Raw genomic sequence first — 17,231 nt, forward strand, 5'->3', positions numbered from 1 at the left:
ATTTCGACTCCTAAGTCTTGAAGCTGATGCCACGGAGCATGTCGACCGAGAACTGCACCGCACGACTTGGACCGCACGACCTGGACCGGGGTGGGACATGGCGAGGATTCACCGGCTCACCGACGCCACTGTGTGTCCCGGGCGTCCTGCGTGTCGTGTGCGTCCCGGCGACTGGTGTAGCCCGCCCGGCGACCGGCGGCTCCGGCCCGGCGTGACGGCGCCGCAGCCTTGCGACCGGCAGGCCAGGGACAACTGGCGCAAGGGCGGTTGGCAACGCGCCGAGGCCGCCCTCCGTACCGCGCAGCCAGGTGCCGGCGCGTACGCGGTCGTGTTCATCGATGACGCCGGCTCGCCCGCATCGGTTGTCGCGACGTTCCCCGGGCCCATGTCCGCCGAGATGTACGGCAAGATCATTGGAGGTCGGTTCCGGGTCCTCCGGATGGATCCGGCGCATCACGCGCCCTGACCCGCCGATCGTTGGAGCCGATCGTTGGAAAGGTGGGCGCGGCCACGCCGCCGAACTCAGCAGATGCGGGGGAGTTGCTCGCCGAGCGGCCGGTCGACGATGCGGGTTCCCCCGAACGCGGTGCGCCCGACGACCACGCCCGGATGCTCCGTGGTGACCGTGCCGATGGCGGCCGCGTCACGCCCCGCCGGATGCGCCCGCATCGCCGCGAGCGCCGCGTCGGCGTCGGCATCGGCGACGAACGCGACCAGCTTGCCCTCGTTCGCCACGTGCAGCGGGTCGAGGCCGAGGAACCCGCAGGCCGCCGCGACCGCGGGCGGCACCGGCACGGCGCGCTCGGCGAACTCGATGCCCGTCCCGGACGCGGCGGCGATCTCGCACAGCGCGGTCGCGAGGCCACCCCGGGTCGGGTCGCGCAGCGCGTGGACCCCCGGCGCGGCCGCCAGCACCGCCGCGACCAGCCCGTGCAGCGCCGTCGTGTCGGAGCGGACCTCGCCGCCGAACTCCAGCCCGTCGCGCACGCTCAGCACGGCGACACCGTGCTCGCCGACGGGGCCGGAGACGATGACCCGGTCGCCGGGCCTCGCCCGTTCGGGGCGGATGTCCACCTCGGCCGGGACGAGCCCGATGCCGCTGGTGTTCACGTAAAGACCGTCGGCCAGCCCGCGCTCGACGACCTTGGTGTCCCCGGTCGCCAGCCGCACCCCCGCCGCGGCCGCGGCCCGGCCCATCGCCTGCGCCACCCGGCCCAGGACTGCGAGCTCCAGGCCCTCCTCGAGGATGAACCCGGCCGAGAGCGCCACCGGCACCGCGCCGGCACAGGCCAGGTCGTTGATGGTGCCGTGGACCGCGAGTTCGCCGATGGAGCCACCGGGGAAGAACAGCGGGCGCACCACGTACGAGTCGGTGGAGAACGCGAGCCGGGCGCCCGCGACATCCAGGACCGCCGAGTCCGCCGGTGCCCGCGCCACGTCGGTGGTCCCGAACGCGGGCAGGAACAGATGCTCGATCAGCTCGCTCGACAGCACGCCGCCGCCGCCGTGCCCCAGCACCACCTGGTGATGGTCACGCAGCGGAAGTGGGCAGGTCCAACTGGTTGGGTCGACGGGGTCAGCCACGGCCGACCGCCGGGGTCAGCCGCCGGAACTGGAAGTAGGCGGCGCACGCCCCCTCCGCCGAGACCATCGTCGCGCCGAGCGGGGTGCGTGGCGTGCAGGAGGTTCCGAACGCCGGGCACTGTGGCGGTTTGACCAGGCCCTGCAACATCTCGCCGCTGCGGCACTCGGCCGGCTCGGCCACCGTGAGGCCCTCGACGTCGAAGCGGACCTCGGCGTCGAAGTCCCGGTACGCCGCGGACAGCCGCCAACCCGAGTCCGGGATTGTCCCGATTCCCCGCCAGGGCCGGTCACACACCGTGAAAACCTCGGCGAGGATTTCCCGGGCCGCCGGGTTGCCCGCCGGCCGCACCGCCCGCGGGTAGGCGTTCGCGAGTTCTGCCCGCCCCGCCTCGAGCTGCTTGACAGCGTGGCGCACCCCGTCGAGCAGGTCGAGCGGCTCGAAACCGGTGACGACGATCGGTACCCGGTAGGTCGCCACCAACGGCTCGTACTGGGAGGTGCCCATCACCGTGCACACGTGGCCGGCCGCCAGGAACGCCGCCACCCGGTTCGCCGGCGAGGCGAGGACCGCGGTCATCGCCGGCGGCACCAGCACGTGGCTGACAAGTACGGAGAAGTTGCCGAGCTCACGGCGCCGGGCCGCCACCACGGCCATCGCGTTGGCCGGGGCGGTGGTCTCGAAGCCCACCCCGAAGAACACGACCTGGCGGTCCGGGTTCTCCTCGGCGAGGCGGACCGCGTCGAGTGGCGAGTAGACCACCCGGACGTCCCCGCCGCGCGCCCGGACCATGAACAGGTCCGTGCCGCTGCCGGGGACCCGCAGCATGTCCCCGAACGAACAGAAGATCACCTCGCGGTGGGCGGCGATCGCCAGTGCCCGGTCGATCGTCTCCAGCGGCGTGACGCACACCGGGCAGCCGGGGCCGTGGATGAACTCGACCTGGTCCGCGAGGAGCTGGTCGATCCCGTTACGGATGATCGAGTGGGTCTGGCCGCCGCAGACCTCCATGATCGTCCAGCGCCGGGTCGCGGTGGCAATGATCGCATCCAGCAGCCGGCGGGCCAACGCCGGGTCGCGGAACTCCGTCAGGTACCTCACCGGCCCGGCCCGGTCATGCCCGGTCCCGCCGCGCGCGATCCCAGCTCCTCCTCGAGCAGCCCCAGGTCCCGGAACATCGCGAGGGTCTCCCGCGCCGCGGCCTCGTCCACCCTGATCAGCCCGAAGCCGGCATGGATGATCGTGTACTCCCCGACGGTCGCGTCGGGCAGGTAGGCGAGGCACACCGTCTTGGTGACGCCGCCGAAGTCGACGATCGCCATCCGCGTACCGCGGTCGTCCCAGATCTCGATGATCCGGCCCGGTATCCCCAGACACATGCCGTCAGGCTTCCTTCCCGCCGAAGGTCGGCTCCGTCGGGCGGCCCAGCGCCGCGACCGCAGCCTGGCCCAGCGCCAGCCCACCGTCGCCCGGCGGCACCACCCGATGGACGAGTACGTTGAACCCGGCGGTGGCGAGCCGGGCGCGGCAGGCCCGCGTCAGCACCACGTTGGCGAACACACCGCCGGTCAGACCGACCAGGCGGACTCCGTACCGCCGCCGCGCGACCCCCGCGACCTCGGCCACCGCGTCCGCGACCGCCAGATGGAACGCGCCGGCCAGCACCGGCACCGCCACCCCCGCCCGCAGACCGGCGACGATCCCCGCGAGCACCCCCGCCGGGTCGAGGACGCCGTCCGCCAGGCCGAAGGCGAGCCGGCAGGCACCGGCGCCGCCGAGCTCCGCCGCGGTGAGCCCGTCCGCGGCGAGCGCCTCCAGCTCGACGGCGGCCTGCGCCTCGTAGGTGATCCGGTGGCGCACCCCGAGCAGCGACGCCACCGCGTCGAACAGGCGGCCCATGCTCGTGCAGGGCACGCAGGCCACGCCCCGGTCCAGCGCGGTGCGCAGGGTGCGCAACTCCGCCACGGAGCAGGCCCGCACCGGCGCCAGGTCCGCGGTCCAGTCCAGGCCGGCGGCGGCCAGATGGGCGAGCGCGACCCGGTACGGATTGCGGACGGCGGCGTCGCCCCCGGGCAGGCCGATCGGACGCAGGTGCGCGACCCGCTCGGCGCGGGCGACGTCCGGGCCTACCAGCAGCACCTCGCCGCCCCAGATCGTGCCGTCGAGCCCGTAGCCGGTGCCGTCGAACGCGACCCCGAGGATGGTGTCGCCGAGCCTGCCGTGCTCGGCGAGCAGGGCGGCCACATGGGCGTGGTGGTGCTGGACCAGGTGCGGCGACCGGCCGGCGGACCGTGACCCGTAGGTGGAGGCCTGGTTCGCCCCCGCAGCCGGGTTCCCGGCGGCCGCGTCTTCGGCCCCCGTGGCCGCCGCGCGTTCGGCCCAGGCCCGGGTGACGTATCCCGGATGGAGGTCGGCGGCGAGCGTCTCCGGCGCGACGCCGTACAGGTCGGTCAGGTGCGCGGCGGACCGCTCGAAGGCCCCGAGCGCCGCCAGGCTGCCCATGTCACCCAGATGCTGGGACACGAACGCGCGACGGTCCGTGGTGAGGCAGAACGTGCTCTTGCCCTCGCCGCCCACGGCGAGCACCGACCGGACAGGGCGGCCGAGGTCCACCGGCAGCGGAACGTATCCGCGGGAGCGCCGCACCGGCAGCACCTGCCCGTCGTCTCCGTCGTCCCCGTAGCCACAGCGCACCACCGAGTCGTCACACGGCAGGAGGATCGGTCGGTCGTGCCGGAGGAACGCGTCGGCGAGGCCGGCGAGCCGGTCCCGCGCGTCGTCGTCGGCGAAGCAGATGGGCTCGCCCGAACGGTTGCCACTGGTCATCACCAGCATCCGCGGCGGTGGCGGGCCGCCGCCCGGGACCGGCGCGAACAGCAGGTGGTGCACGGGCGTGTACGGCAGCAGCAGCCCCACCAGCGGGGTGCCGGGGGCGACCAGCCGCGATATCCCCGATATCCCCGCCGCGGGCGAGCGGCGGACGAGCACGATCGGAGCGGCTGGCGACGCCAGCAGCGCCGCCTCCGCCGACGACAGGTCGGCCACCAGGGCGGCCGTCGCCAGGTCGCGCACCATCACCGCGAACGGCTTGTCGGGCCGGCCCTTGCGGGCGCGCAGGCGCGCCAGGGCCGTGTCGCCGGCCGTGTCGCCCAGGTCGTTCTCGGCCGAGCAGACCAGGTGGTAGCCGCCGACGCCCTTGACCGCGACCACCGCGCCGGCCGCCAGCGCCCGCTGGGCCGCCGCCAGCGCGGCGTCCGTGCCGTGCACCTCTGGTCCGGTGCCGTCCGCGGGGCTGAACCACAGCTTCGGTCCGCAGGACGGGCAGGCGACGGGTTCGGCGTGGAAACGGCGGTCCGCCGGGTCGGCATACTCCGCCGCGCACCGCGCGCACATCGGGAAACGGGCCATCGTCGTGGCCGCGCGGTCGTACGGCAGCGCGCTGATGATCGTGTACCGCGGGCCGCAGTTGGTGCAGGTGATGAACGGGTGGCGGTGGCGCCGGTCGGTCGGGTCGAACATCTCGCGCAGGCAGTCGGCGCACACCGCGGTGTCCGCGGGCACCAGGGTGCGGTCGCCGGGAACGGTCGCGCCGGCCACGATCCGGAACCCGGCGTCGCCGGCGGTCAACCGGGTCACGCTCGTCACCGTGACGCGCTCGATGTGCGCGAGCGGTGGCGCCTGCGGTTCGAGCCGGCGCAGGAACTCGGCCACCGCCACCTCGTCGCCTTCGACCTCGGCGAACACCGAGGTCGAGTCGTTGCCGACGAATCCCGCGAGCCCGAGGGTGCCCGCGAGCCGGTGGACGTAGGGCCGGAAACCGACGCCCTGGACGACGCCCTCCACCACGACCCGGCGCCGGACCCGGCGCCCGGCCCGCCCGGCCTGCCTGTTCTGCTCTCCGGTCACACCCGCCGCCAGATCATGACCCGGTTGTTGCCCGAGTCCGCCACCGCGAGCCGGTCGCCGCGCACCGAGAGGCCGTACGGCCAGCAGAAGGTGTCGGCTTCGACGCGGGTCCACCGGTTCTCCCCGGTCTCGGCGAACGACGGCTGGCCGAGCACACCGGTCGCAGGCATGGAACTGCGCCGCGGCAGTTCGTCCCACAGCAGGACGCGGTTGTTGGCGGTGTCCGCGACGGCCAGCAGGTGCCCGTCGCTGTCGACGGCGTAGGGGAAGCGCAGGACGTCGGCCCGGCCAGGCGCGTAGGGGAACTCCCCGGAGCAGGCGAGATCGGGCTGGCCGAGCACCAGATCTGCGTCGCTGTCGGCGTCGGGATGGGGGGCCCAGCCGAGCAGCCGGTGGTTGCCGGCGTCCGCGACCAGCAGCCGATCGGCGGTGCCGGCGAGGTCGTGCGGCCACCGGAAGCTGGCCGGCCCGGCCGCGCCGCCACGGTTCTCGTCCCGGCGGGTGGGATCGGGCTGCCCCAGCACCAGGTCGGGTAGCCGGCCGGGTGAGGACGGCAGGCCATCCGACCAGCCCAGGATCCGCCGGTTACCGGTGTCAGCGACGTAGAAGCGCCCACCCACCACGGCCACCCCGAAGGGCCAGTAGAAGGTGTCTGGTCCGCACGGGCCGCCCCGGTTCTCGCGGACGGCGCCGGCGTCCGGCTGCCCGAGCACGAGGTCGGGGGCGGTGTCGGTGACCGTCGGGACCTCGTCCCAGACCAGCACCCGGTGGTGCCAGGCATCGGCGACCACGAGCCTGCCGTCCGTGACGAGTACGCCGGTCGGCAGGCGCAGGCCGCGTTCGGGTCCGCGCCCCGCGGCCGCCGGTCCTTCGCTCGTCGCGTCGGCCTGGCCGAGCACGACGTCGGCGGGGGTGCCGTCGACGGCCGGCAGACCATGCCAGATCAGCACCCGGTGGTTGCCCGAGTCCGCCACCACGAGCAGGTCGTCGCCGAGCCACACCCCGCGCGGCGCGTACAGCCGGGACGCCGACGGCAGAGCCAGCCCGCCGGGCGCCGGGGCGCCGATCCACACCGCCGGTTCCCAGCCCCCCGCCCGGCCGGCCCACCCCGCCTGGCCGGCCCGCCCTGCCCGGCCGGCCTGCCCAGCCCATCCGGTCGGAGTGGTCGGAGTGGCGTCACCGAGTGTTCCGCTGCCGGGCGTCACGTCGACTTCGCGGTGAGCCGGCGGGCGATCTCGTCGAGTACCCCGCGCACGGCCAGGACGGCGTCGGAGTCCCCGAACTCCTCGAAGATCGCCCGCGCCTCGTGCAGCACCGCCTGCGCCGGGTCGAAGAGACCGAGGTGGGCCAGGGCGTTGCCCTGGTTCGCCCGAGCCCGGGCGTAGCCGAGGGGGTCGGCGTCGCGGTCGCGAGCGGCGATGACATCCTGGTAGCGCGCGACCGCCTCCCGCAGGTTGTCCTCCCGATGCGCGGACGGCGCGTAGACCAAGGCGTTGGCCAGGTTGAGCTGGGTGCTGGCCCACCGCTCGGGATGGGTCTCGCGGGTGTAGACGGACAGGGCGGTCCGCAGGCCCTGCACAGCCACGCCGACCCGTAGTTGGTCGGACGCCTGCGCCATCGGCATGGCCAGATATGCCGTGGCGAGGTTGACCTGTGCCGCCGCGAACAGCTCCGGGGCGGTATCGATGCGGACCAGGCGCAGCGCCGAGAGGTAGTGCTCCACCGCGGCCTTCAGGCTCGCCGGATCGTCCCCGGCCAGCTCCTGGTCGGCCGAACCGAGGCTCAGGTGCAGCTCGGCCCGGCCGACCGTGAGGTCGGTGGCGGCCAGCGCGGCGAGCGCCGCCGTCAGCTCTGCGATGACGGCCGGGCTCGGCCCCTCGACTCCGCGACGCAGGTCCGCCGCGGTGGACCTGAGCTGGGCGGCGAGACCGGGGGAGGGCTCCCGCGCTGCGGCGATGGCCCGCTCCAGCAGCCCCGCAGCCTCGCCCGGCCGGCCGGCGGCCATGGCCTGGGCGGCGTGTGCGGACCACACCATTGCCGCGATCTCGCCGGTCTCCCCGCCGGGCGGCGGAGGTTCGTCCAGCTCGCCCAGGGCGAACCGGACCACGTCCACCAGAATCCCCAGCTCGTCGCCGAGCGCCCGGCGCAGTGCCACCGGGTCTTCGGGGTCAGCGCCCGCCGGTCGCAGCACGAAGCGGTTGTAGCGGTCGACCGGGTCATCGCCGCGCAGCTGCCCGACGGCCGCGACGACCTCCCCGCGGTAGGCGAGCTCCAGCGCGGCCAGCTCCGCCGGCCAGGCCGCCGGCACCTTCCCGGCCGCCAGCGTCCGGCGCAGGTCGGCCGTGGCCTCGCCGCCCGGCACGAGCAGGAAACCGGCCGGCAGCGGGAAGACCCCGACGGGCTGCGGGCGCGCGCAGGTCACACCCGTGCCGATGACGTCGTCCTCACCCATGCGCGTCCTCACCCATGCGTCTGGTCATCCATGCGTCTGGTCATCCGTCCGTTCCGCCGGTCCCGGGGGTGAGACCGGCGATGATCATCTCCCGGACCTGTTCCATCGCCCGGCGCACCGCGGGACTGAGATCGGCGCCGGGCTCCACGCCGCCCGCCTCGATGAGGTAGACGACGACGTCGCCCGGATAGCCGTCGCCGAGCAGCCAGCGCCCGAACGCCAGCGCCTGGTCCCAGCGGAAGGCGTGCGGGTGCAGCGCGTCCAGGGGCAGGTTCTCCAGTTGTGCGCCCGGGACCTCGAACACGGTCCCGGGCTTGGCCCCGGTGCGGCTGGCGTCGACGACCACGACCCGGCGTGCGCCGCGCATCGCGAACGCCGTGTCCATCCCGGCGGTCCCCCCGTCGACCAGGCGCACCTCGGCCGGGACGCCCGTCTCAGCGAGCCGGCGGACCAGGATCGGCCCGACCCCGTCGTCACCGCGCAGCAGGTTGCCGCAGCCGATCACGGCCACCTCGCACCCTGGTGGTTCGAAACCGGGCGGATCGACCTGCACCCGCGGCCCGGGCGGGGGTCGCGAGGCGGCACCCGCCTCCCGGTCCCCGGTCATAGGTCACTCCCGGTCATAGGTCACTCCCGGTCATAGGTCACTCCCGGTCATAGGTCGGTCCCGGTCATAGGTTGTCGTTGATGACGAACCTGCTGAGCTCCCGGCCGGTCCTGCCGTCGTAGGCGTGGACCGTGCAGACCAGGCACGAGTCGAAGCTGCGGGCCACGTGGCCGAGCTCGATCGGGTTCTCCGGATCCACGATGGGCGTGCCGACGAGGGCCTGCTCGATGGGACCGGGCGCCTCGGAGCCGTCGCGGGGGCCGATGTTCCAGGCGGTCGGGGTGACCACCTGGTAGTTCGCGATCTTGCCGTCCTCGATGACGATCCAGTCCGAGAGCGAGCCGCGGGCCGCCTCCGTGGAACCGAAGCCGCGCCCTTCGGCGTACTCCACCGGCTTGAGGTGGAACGGCTCGTGCAGGTCCAGCTGGTCGAGCCAGGCCCGCGTCCACTGGTAGTACCTGGCGGCCTCGTGCATCCGGGCCAGCAGACGGACCATCACCGACGGGCCGATGGCCGCCAGGATGTCCCCGAACAACGGGTCGTCGTCCTGGTGGGCACCCGCGCCGGGAGCCGCGGCGGCGACGCGGCGGGCGAGCGGCCCGGCCTCCAACGGCAGGTACCCGTGGTTCGGCACCTCGTACCGGGGTGACTTCGCCCAGCTGTACTTGCCCTGCTCCCGGCCGCGCGCCGGATCGATGGGCCGGGTCTCGCCGTCGAACGGGTGGCGCGCCTCGGTCCCCTCGTAGAACGAGTGGGTGACGTCCTCCCGCACCCGGGCCTGGTCGAACTCGGAGTACTCGCCGCCCGCGTACACCCCGGACCGGCCGATGAGTGCCGCGTTGCGGCCGGAGATGGTCGGCCGGGTGTAGAGGTCGGGGGCGAAGTATGTCCCGGTCGCCAGGTAGTTGCCGACTCCCTGGCCATAGCGGTCCAGGCCGATGCCGAGGCAGTACCGGAGGAAGAAGCCGCAGTCGCTGTCGCGCTGGGCGGGGTTCTCGTCCACCCAGGCGAGCACGTCCTGCCAGGTACGGTTGGCCAGCCATCGCTCCACCGAGCAGCCGAGCCACTGCTTCTCCAGCCAGTTGACCTTCCAGTGTTCCAGGATGGCGATGGAGCGGGTCACGTCCGGCAGCGTCGGCGCGCACATCACCCCGCCGGGCACCATGAAGCTGGAGTGCGGCCACTGCCCGCCGAAGATGGAGTAGACCTCCACCGGCTTGGCCGACAGCACCACCGCCGGGCCGTAGCTGCTGCCGGTGTAGGGCGCGAACCGCCGCACCGCCTCCTCATACAGCGGCGAGGAGGCGTATTTCCGGTTTGTGAGGTCGATGGCGAACAGCGCGTAGAAGCAGCGCGGGATGCTCTGCAACGTCTCGCACGCCTGCGCGATGTTGCGGACCAGCGTCGCGTTGGGCGGCATCTCGGTGCGCCACGCGACGTCCAGCGCGTACGCCGACTTGTACAGGTGGCTGCCCCCGCAGATCCCGCAGATCCGCGGGGTCACGATCAGGCCCGCCTGCGGGTCCTTGCCGCGCAGGATGATCTCAAAGCCCCGGAACATCGCCGCCTCGGTCCACGCCGAGGTGACCACCCCGTCGTCGATCGTGACCCGGACGTCGAGGTCGCCCTCGACGCGCCCCAACGGGCTGACGTTGAGATCGACGGTGGCCATTGGAATCCTCTCTCCTCCCCGTCCGTTCCTCGCGGTCTCCGGTCGGAGCACGCGCGGTCATCGGTCATCGGCTGCCGGGCGGCTAGACGACGAACATGTCCTCCTTCGACCACTGCGGGGCGACTATCCGGGCGGCTGCCGCGTGTGCCAGGTAGCCGAGGTGGCCACTGCCCGCCGGCACCTCCCGTGGAATGAGCCCGCCGACCTTCCGGGTCCTGAAGACCGTGCCGGGGGCGAGGTCGAAGAATGGGAACTCCGGCTCCGTGCACCCGATGCACGGCATGCCGGCGCGGGTCTTCGACGACTGGCGGTTCCACAGGATCCGGTTGCACGGGGAGTGGGTCATCGGGCCGCGGCAGCCGAACTCATAGAACAGGCAGCCCTTGCGGGTCCCGTCCCCGAAAGCCAGGGTCGACTGCTTGTATTCGAAGTACTCTGCCCTGGTGCAGCCGGTCTGAGTGAATGTCGTGAAGAACGTCCGTGGCCGGTGCAGCTCGTCGAGCGCGATGTCGGCGGCCCGGCCAGTGGCCAGCGCCACGATGATCTGCGTGATCCAGTCCGGGTGGGCCGGGCAGCCCGGAATGTTGACGACGGGCAGCCCGGAGCGCGACCGGAAGCCCGGGCCGAGGAAACCGCCGCGTTCACGCTTGTGGAACTGCAGCCCGGTGGAGTCCGTCGGGTTCGGCGCCGTCGCGGGGATCCCGCCCCAGCAGGCGCAGTCCCCGATCGCCACCACCACCTGAGCCTGGGCGGCCAGCTCGCGCACCCAGTCCTGCATGGGCCGCTCGGCGAAGACGTCGAAGCCGCCGCTTCCGTCCGGGCCGCGGATCACCGAACCCTCGAAGACGAAGATGTCGACCGGCCGCTCACCCCGCGCGCAGTCGGTGAACAGCTCCCGGGCCTGGGCGCCGTTCTCCAGCCCCAACGATGGGTGCCAGAGCAGTTCCAGCCCGAAGTCGGTGATCAGGTCGACGACGTTGGGCTCGTCGGCGTTCAGGAAGGACATCGTGTTGCCGCTGCACGCCCCGCCTTGGAACCACAGCACGGATGACATCAGCACTCCCTTCGTCGGACGGGCCGTGGTCGGCACCGCGGTCCGCCGCACCGCCCACCTCCACGAGCGGACCGAGCCCTCCGGCGAGGTGATCAGAAGCCGCTGGGCCGGGTGATCGTCGGGTGGCCCGTCGCCTCACGGAGACGTCCGGCAGAGCAGACGCTATGTCCCCCAACGCCGGACGCCTATCGACAGTGCGCGGAGGCTGCCACCAACGCGCAGTCACCAACGCGCAGTGCGGTTTGGTGAAGCGCACACGACCGGGTGAGAGTGGGGTATGCACCGGCCATCCCAGCCTGCCCTCATCGACGCCCGTGGGGCGAGCGCCGAGGCGCGGCCCGGCGAAGTGGTGAGCCGGTGCGATGCCGGCTCGGGCGGGTCACCGGATCAGGCGGGTCGCCGGAGGGTGCCGGGGGAGGACCGGGCGATGCACGAGCTGTCCGTCTGCCGATCGATCGCGGACGTCGTCACCCGGCACGCGGCCGGTCGGCCGGTCACCCGGGTGCACGTCCGGGTGGGCCAGCTGCGCCAGATCGTGCCGGAAACCCTCGCCTACTGCTGGAAGCTGATGAACGCTGGGCCCCCGGAGAGCGATGGGCCGCCGGGGAACGGCGCCGATCCCCCCGGCGGGCAGGTGCTGGCCGGGTCCGTGCTGGCCGGGTCTGTGCTGGAGGTCGAGAGCGTGCCGGTCAGTGTGTGCTGCCGGGTGTGCGGGACCCGCGGCGAGCTGGCGGACCGGGTGCTGCGCTGCGGCACCTGCGGCGCGGCCGGCGTCACCATCGTCACCGGCGAGGAGTTCCTCGTCACCTCGTTCGAGGTGGCTTCCGACCCGGCGGCTCCCGACCCGGTAGTTCCCGGCACCGTGGAGGCGTGACGCGCGGTGGGTCGCTTCCATCCCCACCCGGAAGGGGGGCATCCCCACCCGGAAGGGGCGCCGCACGAGCACTCGGGTCCGCACTCACCGGCCGGGGTGTCCGTCGGGGACCATTCCGGCTATGGCACCGGGCCCGAACGGGTCGAGGTCCTCGAGCGGATCCTCGGGGAGAACGAGCGGGTCGCGCTGGCGAACCGGGCCGCCTTCGACGCCGCCGGCGTCACGGTGGTGAACCTGATGTCCGCTCCCGGCGCCGGTAAGACCACCCTGCTGGTCGAGACGCTGCGCCGTCTCGGCCCGTATCTGCGGGTCGGGATCATCGAGGGCGACATCGAGACCAGCATCGACGCCGACCGCCTCGACGGGCTCGGCGCGGCGATCGTCCTGATCAACACCGGTAACGGGTTCGGCGGGGAGTGCCACCTGGACGCGCCCATGGTCGCCTCGGCGCTGGGCCGGCTGCCCCTGCGCGACCTCGATCTCGTCGTTATCGAGAACGTCGGCAACCTGGTGTGCCCCGCCGAGTTCGAGGTCGGGGAGGACCTGCGCGCGATGGTGTTCGCCGTCACCGAGGGCGAGGAGAAGCCCCTCAAGTACCCGGTCATGTTCCGCTCGGCCGACCTGGTGCTCGTCAACAAGACGGACCTGCTTCCCCATCTCGACTTCGACCTCGAGGCGTTCCGGAAGAACCTCGCCGACGTCAACCCGGGCGTGGCCGTGCTGGAGGTCAGCGCCCGTACCGGCCAGGGGGTCGACGCCTGGTGCGCGTGGCTGCGCGCCCTACCCGGACAGCGCCCGGAGCCTACGATCGGCGGGGCCGTGCTCGATGACGACGGGGATCCAGCGCGGGCGGGCGCTCGACGACGGGCGCCTGGAAGGCGACGGTCTCGACGTCCGTGACCGCGAAATCGATGATCTCGACATCAGACGGCCCGAAGTCGGGTGCCTGGAAGAGGCGGATCGTCAGAGGCGGGGGCTCCTGCCGCGGCAGAGACCGCGGCGGCTCCGACGCGGAGAAGAGGGGGATCGAGGTGGTGGCGATGAGATGTCTCGCTTTCGGGGTGGGCTGCCGGAGTGGAACGAGGGGTAGGATGTCAGGGCGGTGACAGGCTTGCCCGCGGGACCTTCCGCCGCCTACGTGCCGTCTTCGGGTTCCGCGAATCGAAGCCTCACGGCGTCAGAGACGGGACATCTTGCTGAACGGGCTCAGAATGCGTTCCTGCTGGGAACCGAAATCGACGAGGACGGCGATTTCTTCTTCGACCCCGGTCACCTGGCCGAGGCCGTACCTGTCGTGGGTGACCCGGTCTCCTACGGCGAACCGCTTGCACGGCGGGGTGACCGGGGCCTTGAAGGGGCTGGTGGACAGACGGGGCCTGGGTACCGCTGACTTGGTCATCGCCTCCAGTATGCGCCTGCCGCACCGGGCGCCGCTGCTCGTCGTCGACGAAGACCAGACGATCATCGCTGCTCTCGCCGGCCAGGGCGCCCGGACGAGCGAGGTTGCCGACCTGCTGCCCGCGCGTGTCGCCGGGACTCTACCGGCCGCACCCTTGAGCGCCTGGCCTTCATCTACCGAGTGCTACCGAATGTTACCGAGGGTTATCGGTCGTGTGGGGCGCTGAGGTTGTCGATCAGCTCGGCGAGGACGAGTTCCTCGTCCACTCTGATCGCATGGTGCTCCAGCGCGGGGCGCAGGTCGGGGTCCCAGGCCGCGTCGACCGGCCGGCCAGCCAGCTCGCCGCCGGTCACCGTGGCCAGCGCCGCCTGATAGGACCGGGCGTCGAAACGCCGTGGCCGCCAGCCGATCCGTTCCCGCAGCCCGTTGGCGATGCGGAGGCCGCCCCAGTCGAAGTCGCCGTGGTAGGCGAACCGCGCGCCCTGGCCGGCGAGCGCCGAGAGCAGGCCGATGACGGCGGCCGACGGCTGGCCGTTCACGCACACCAGCGGCGGGGTGCGGCCCGCCAGTTCGTCGGCGGCGCTGGCCAGCACGATCGGATTCTCACACAGGTACACCATTCCGAGGCCCACCCCGAGGTCGCCGCAGTCCTGGCCCGGGCCGACCTGGCGCAGAGTGAGCACGCAGGGCTCCCCCGCCTCACGACAGATGGCCAGGATCCGGCCTGCCGGGCTGTCCGCCCCGCCCGGCAGGCCCAGGCAGAGCACCGTGGACGACAGTTCGTCACGGTGCACCCCGGCAGCGGCCCACGCGGCGCGGCGGCCCGCGGCCGAGCCGTCACCCGCCGGGTGGGATCCGCCCAGTACCCGGGCCGCCGCCAAGGCCAGCGTCGCCAGCGGCCGGCCGTCGTCGAGCGCGTGCGCGTCGCCGGTGCTGGTGGCGGCCAGCCGGCCCAGCGCCACGCCGGGTGAGGGCAACGCGTCGAGCACCCGGACCAGGTCGGCGACCAGCGGCACCGCCGCGTCCGGGGTGCCAGCCAGCCGGCGCAGCAGGCCGGTGCTGTCCAGCCAGGACCGCCAGGGGGTGAGTTCGGGGCGCCGGGCGAGGAGGTCGTCCAGGGGCTGGTGCGCCTGCGCCCAGGCCCGTGACTGCGCCGCGGCCAGCTCCGCCCGCTCCGTGACATCCCCGGTGAGCTGGCGGACGGCGGCGGCGAGTCCGCCCGGCGCGGCGCCGCTGGACCGCAGCACCGCGTCGACCTCGTCCAACGACACGGACAGCGAGGCGCCGGCGCCGGCCCGGCGGCCCAGCAGCCGCTCGACCCCCCCGCCGCTGGTCCGCGCTGGCCCGGCCGAGGGTGACTGTCCCGGTGAGCGGCCGGCCCAGCTCGATCCTGCGCCGCACCCGGTCGAGCAGCCACGCCGTGTGCTCACCGCCCAGCAGACGGCGCAGCCGTTCCACATCGCGGGCGGCTCCCGTATCGCGGGCGGCTCCGGTCGACGACGCGCTCACTCGAACGGCAGGGGCTCGGTGTCGCCGCCCTGCGCCGGATGGAGCGGCTGGGGCTGGTCGAGTAGCTGGGGCTGGTAGGGCACCGGCCGGTCGACGCGGGTGCGCTCGTGCCCGTCCCACCGCCACGGCGTGACGAGCACGGCGTCGATGCCGTCCCGGCGGGACAGCTGCGCGATCGCCAGGCCGGGGACCTGCGGGTAGCAGCCCCACTCGCGCTCGCTGGTCATCACCACATCGAGGTCGAACGTGGCGAGCAGGCCCAGGCACTTGGCCCGCGAGTCGTCGTCCACCCCGGCGAACGCCTCGTCCAGGGCGACCAGGCGGGGTGCATGCCGGTTGCCGGAGGAGTCGTAGAACGACGAGGCGGCTGCGAACAGCGGCACCGACGCCGCGAGCACCCGCTCACCACCGGATGCCGGACCGCTCGCCGGCCGCCACTGACCGTCCTGGAATCGCTGCACAGCGAACTCGTGCCAGCCGCGGTAGTCCAGGGCACGGGTCAACTGCTCGGCCCATCCGCCGGTGGTGTCCGCGCTGTGCTCCCGGTTGATCTGCTCCTGGAGGAACGCGCCGACGGCGGTCCGCTCGGCGGGGCTCCAGGCGTCGGCCGTCTGCCGCAGCAGCCGGTCGCGCACCGCGCTGAGCCCCTCGGGGGCGCTGCGGGCGACCCGCCACTGCAACCGCAGCCGCATGCCGGTCGACGTGGGCCGTTGTGCGAGGTCCGTGTTGATCCGGCGGACCTGGCTCTCGGCGTCGCTGATCAGTTCCTGCAGGGCGCCGGCCACCTCGTTCACGAGGTGGTTCTCCAGGATCTCGCGTTCCTTCGCGGACAGCAGCATCGCCCGCTGTCCGGTCTCCGCCTCCAGCGCGGCGACCAGGGCCGGGATGTCCTGCTTGCGGCCCTGGAACAGGACGTCGACCACGATCACGCCGTCGGAGACGATCATCCCGACCGAGTGGCCGTGCCGGGACAGCGCGTCGGTGAGAACCTTGTGCTCGGCCGACACCCGCTGCTGCGCCAGCTCCCACCGGCGGTCGGTGTCGTCGACGTCGTCGAGGGCGGCGTTGACCGCCCGGGCGAGCGTGATCGCAGGGTACGGCGCCCAGCCGGCAGCCGGGTCCGGGATCTCCAGGCCCGGGACGGCGACCGCGAGCAGGCCGGTGGCCGCGAACGCCCGGAGCTTCGCGACAGCCGCCTCGCGTTCGGCCGCGGCGGTGGTGATCGCCTCCCGCAACGTCTCACGCCGGCCGTGAGCCCGGCCCCGGGCGTCGAGCGCATCCTGTTCGGCGGCCCGCGCCTGCTTCTCCCGCTGCCCGCACCGGTCGAGTTCGGTGTCGACGGCGGCCAGTTTGCGGAACAGCTCGTCGACGGCGGCGCCGGCCGTCTCGACCAGGACCCGGTGACGCTCGGCGGCCGCGTCGGCCTGCGTCTGCGCCTCGGCGACCGCCTCGGCCGCCTGTTCCTGGCGTTCCAGCGCGAGGGTGAGTTCGTGTTCCGCCTCGGTCGCCGCGCGGCGGGACCGGTCCAGCGACTCCGCCGCCGGCCACAGCGCGGCCAGCTCCGCCCGATAGTCACCCAGGGCGTCCCGGACGCCGGCCAGCGCGGCCGGCTCCGCGGGCAGGCGCACGTCGCCGGCGAACTCCTCGGCCGCAGCCCGTGCCTCACCCGCGGCCTGCTGCCGGCGGGCCGCGACAGCTGCCGCCTCCTGGTGCTGGGCGTCGATCCGCCGCTTGGCCTTGTGCTCCGTGGCCAGCTGCGCGTGCGCCTCGCGCAGGTCGCCGTCGGAGGGCCGGGCCCCGTGCTCGGCGGCCAGCGAGAGCTGCCGGCCGGCCAGCTCCGCGGCGGCCGCGGCCAGTTCGTCGAGCCGTAGCTCGATCCGGGCCGCCTCGGCGCGCAGGTGGTCGAGCCGGGCCCGCCTGGCCGCCTCGCGGGCGCCCTCACCGATGTAGCCGGCGGTTTCCTTGCGCCACCCGCCGGTCAGGACCCCGTTACCGAACCGGCCGTCCACGGTGACCCAGGTCCCGATGCCCGAGGTCCCGCTGGCCGCCGGCCCGTGGGCCGCCGTCTCGTTGGCCGCCGGCCCGTGGGCCAAGGAGTCGCCGGCCGGGCCGGGCCCACCGCGCAGGCCGATCGTCGCGAGGACGGCGGCGACCGCGGTGTCGCTCAGCCGGCCCG

Annotated in this window: 15 protein-coding genes; 3 read left to right on the top strand and 12 right to left on the bottom strand. The window is 73.5% G+C overall.

From position 1 onward, the window contains the following. Window positions 1-211: 211 nt before the first annotated feature. Window positions 212-466 (top strand): hypothetical protein, encoded by a 255-nt coding sequence (locus AC08OU_RS04820; RefSeq protein WP_462203269.1) that lies wholly within the window; start codon window positions 212-214, stop codon window positions 464-466. A 56-nt stretch (window positions 467-522) separates the two neighbouring features. Here the strand turns inward: AC08OU_RS04820 and hypE are convergent, their stop codons facing one another. The 9 genes from hypE to AC08OU_RS04865 all read right to left on the bottom strand — a co-directional run bounded on the left by hypE (window position 523) and on the right by AC08OU_RS04865 (window position 11,324). Next, window positions 523-1,584, bottom strand: coding sequence for a hydrogenase expression/formation protein HypE (gene hypE / locus AC08OU_RS04825; protein ID WP_476601352.1), 1,062 nt, complete (start codon window positions 1,582-1,584; stop codon window positions 523-525). Next, complete coding sequence (gene hypD / locus AC08OU_RS04830) at window positions 1,577-2,683, bottom strand: hydrogenase formation protein HypD (protein WP_476601351.1); 1,107 nt, start codon at window positions 2,681-2,683, stop codon at window positions 1,577-1,579. Before hypD ends, hypE begins: the two co-directional genes overlap by 8 nt. Then, entirely contained in the window at window positions 2,680-2,961 is a 282-nt protein-coding gene (locus AC08OU_RS04835) for a HypC/HybG/HupF family hydrogenase formation chaperone (RefSeq protein WP_462185812.1), read from the bottom strand. The genes hypD and AC08OU_RS04835 overlap by 4 nt, the downstream gene beginning before the upstream one ends. Before the next feature lie 4 nt (window positions 2,962-2,965). Beyond that, window positions 2,966-5,488: a carbamoyltransferase HypF gene (gene hypF / locus AC08OU_RS04840; RefSeq protein ID WP_476601350.1), complete on the bottom strand. Its 2,523-nt coding sequence runs from the start codon at window positions 5,486-5,488 to the stop codon at window positions 2,966-2,968. Further along, window positions 5,485-6,693 (bottom strand): NHL repeat-containing protein, encoded by a 1,209-nt coding sequence (locus AC08OU_RS04845; RefSeq protein WP_476601349.1) that lies wholly within the window; start codon window positions 6,691-6,693, stop codon window positions 5,485-5,487. The genes hypF and AC08OU_RS04845 overlap by 4 nt, the downstream gene beginning before the upstream one ends. Then, window positions 6,690-7,940, bottom strand: a complete 1,251-nt coding sequence (locus tag AC08OU_RS04850; protein WP_476601348.1) for a hypothetical protein — start codon at window positions 7,938-7,940, stop codon at window positions 6,690-6,692. The genes AC08OU_RS04845 and AC08OU_RS04850 overlap by 4 nt, the downstream gene beginning before the upstream one ends. 40 nt (window positions 7,941-7,980) lie before the next feature. Further along, on the bottom strand, window positions 7,981-8,547 hold the full coding sequence (locus AC08OU_RS04855; RefSeq protein WP_476601347.1) for a hydrogenase maturation protease: 567 nt from the start codon (window positions 8,545-8,547) through the stop codon (window positions 7,981-7,983). 64 nt (window positions 8,548-8,611) lie between these two features. Next, a complete protein-coding gene (locus AC08OU_RS04860) occupies window positions 8,612-10,219 on the bottom strand; it encodes a nickel-dependent hydrogenase large subunit (RefSeq protein ID WP_462185807.1) in 1,608 nt (535 codons plus the stop codon). Between the two features lie 82 nt (window positions 10,220-10,301). Continuing rightward, entirely contained in the window at window positions 10,302-11,324 is a 1,023-nt protein-coding gene (locus AC08OU_RS04865) for an NADH-quinone oxidoreductase subunit B family protein (RefSeq protein ID WP_476595040.1), read from the bottom strand. Window positions 11,325-11,700: 376 nt separating this feature from the next. Between AC08OU_RS04865 and AC08OU_RS04870 the strand changes: the two genes are divergently transcribed. Together AC08OU_RS04870 and hypB are read left to right on the top strand one after the other, a co-directional pair. Then, complete coding sequence (locus tag AC08OU_RS04870) at window positions 11,701-12,147, top strand: hydrogenase maturation nickel metallochaperone HypA (protein ID WP_476600254.1); 447 nt, start codon at window positions 11,701-11,703, stop codon at window positions 12,145-12,147. 96 nt (window positions 12,148-12,243) lie between these two features. After that, window positions 12,244-13,047 carry a hydrogenase nickel incorporation protein HypB gene (hypB, locus tag AC08OU_RS04875; protein ID WP_476600256.1) on the top strand — a complete coding sequence of 268 codons (804 nt, stop codon included), beginning with the start codon at window positions 12,244-12,246 and terminating at the stop codon, window positions 13,045-13,047. Window positions 13,048-13,324: 277 nt separating this feature from the next. Here hypB and AC08OU_RS04880 read toward each other — a convergent pair whose 3' ends face one another. The 3 genes from AC08OU_RS04880 to AC08OU_RS04890 form a co-directional block, all read right to left on the bottom strand. Beyond that, a complete protein-coding gene (locus AC08OU_RS04880; protein WP_462185804.1) occupies window positions 13,325-13,546 on the bottom strand; it encodes a hypothetical protein in 222 nt (73 codons plus the stop codon). Between the two features lie 203 nt (window positions 13,547-13,749). After that, on the bottom strand, window positions 13,750-14,976 hold the full coding sequence (locus AC08OU_RS04885) for a TIGR02679 family protein (RefSeq protein ID WP_476600258.1): 1,227 nt from the start codon (window positions 14,974-14,976) through the stop codon (window positions 13,750-13,752). Between the two features lie 75 nt (window positions 14,977-15,051). Next, window positions 15,052-17,231 (bottom strand): TIGR02680 family protein (locus AC08OU_RS04890; RefSeq protein WP_476604417.1); only part of this gene is annotated, 2,180 nt, incomplete at its 5' end.

The organism is Frankia sp. CcMO1 (genome assembly GCF_977945845.1).

Excerpts from the sequence above, each read along its gene's own strand:
- AC08OU_RS04850 (WP_476601348.1), bottom strand. The coding sequence starts at position 7,940 with ATGGGTGAGGACGACGTCATCGGCACGGGTGTGACCTGCGCGCGCCCG.
- AC08OU_RS04860 (WP_462185807.1), bottom strand. The coding sequence starts at position 10,219 with ATGGCCACCGTCGATCTCAACGTCAGCCCGTTGGGGCGCGTCGAGGGC.
- AC08OU_RS04835 (WP_462185812.1), bottom strand. The coding sequence starts at position 2,961 with ATGTGTCTGGGGATACCGGGCCGGATCATCGAGATCTGGGACGACCGC.
- AC08OU_RS04880 (WP_462185804.1), bottom strand. The coding sequence starts at position 13,546 with ATGACCAAGTCAGCGGTACCCAGGCCCCGTCTGTCCACCAGCCCCTTC.
- AC08OU_RS04855 (WP_476601347.1), bottom strand. The coding sequence starts at position 8,547 with ATGACCGGGGACCGGGAGGCGGGTGCCGCCTCGCGACCCCCGCCCGGG.
- AC08OU_RS04870 (WP_476600254.1), top strand. The coding sequence starts at position 11,701 with ATGCACGAGCTGTCCGTCTGCCGATCGATCGCGGACGTCGTCACCCGG.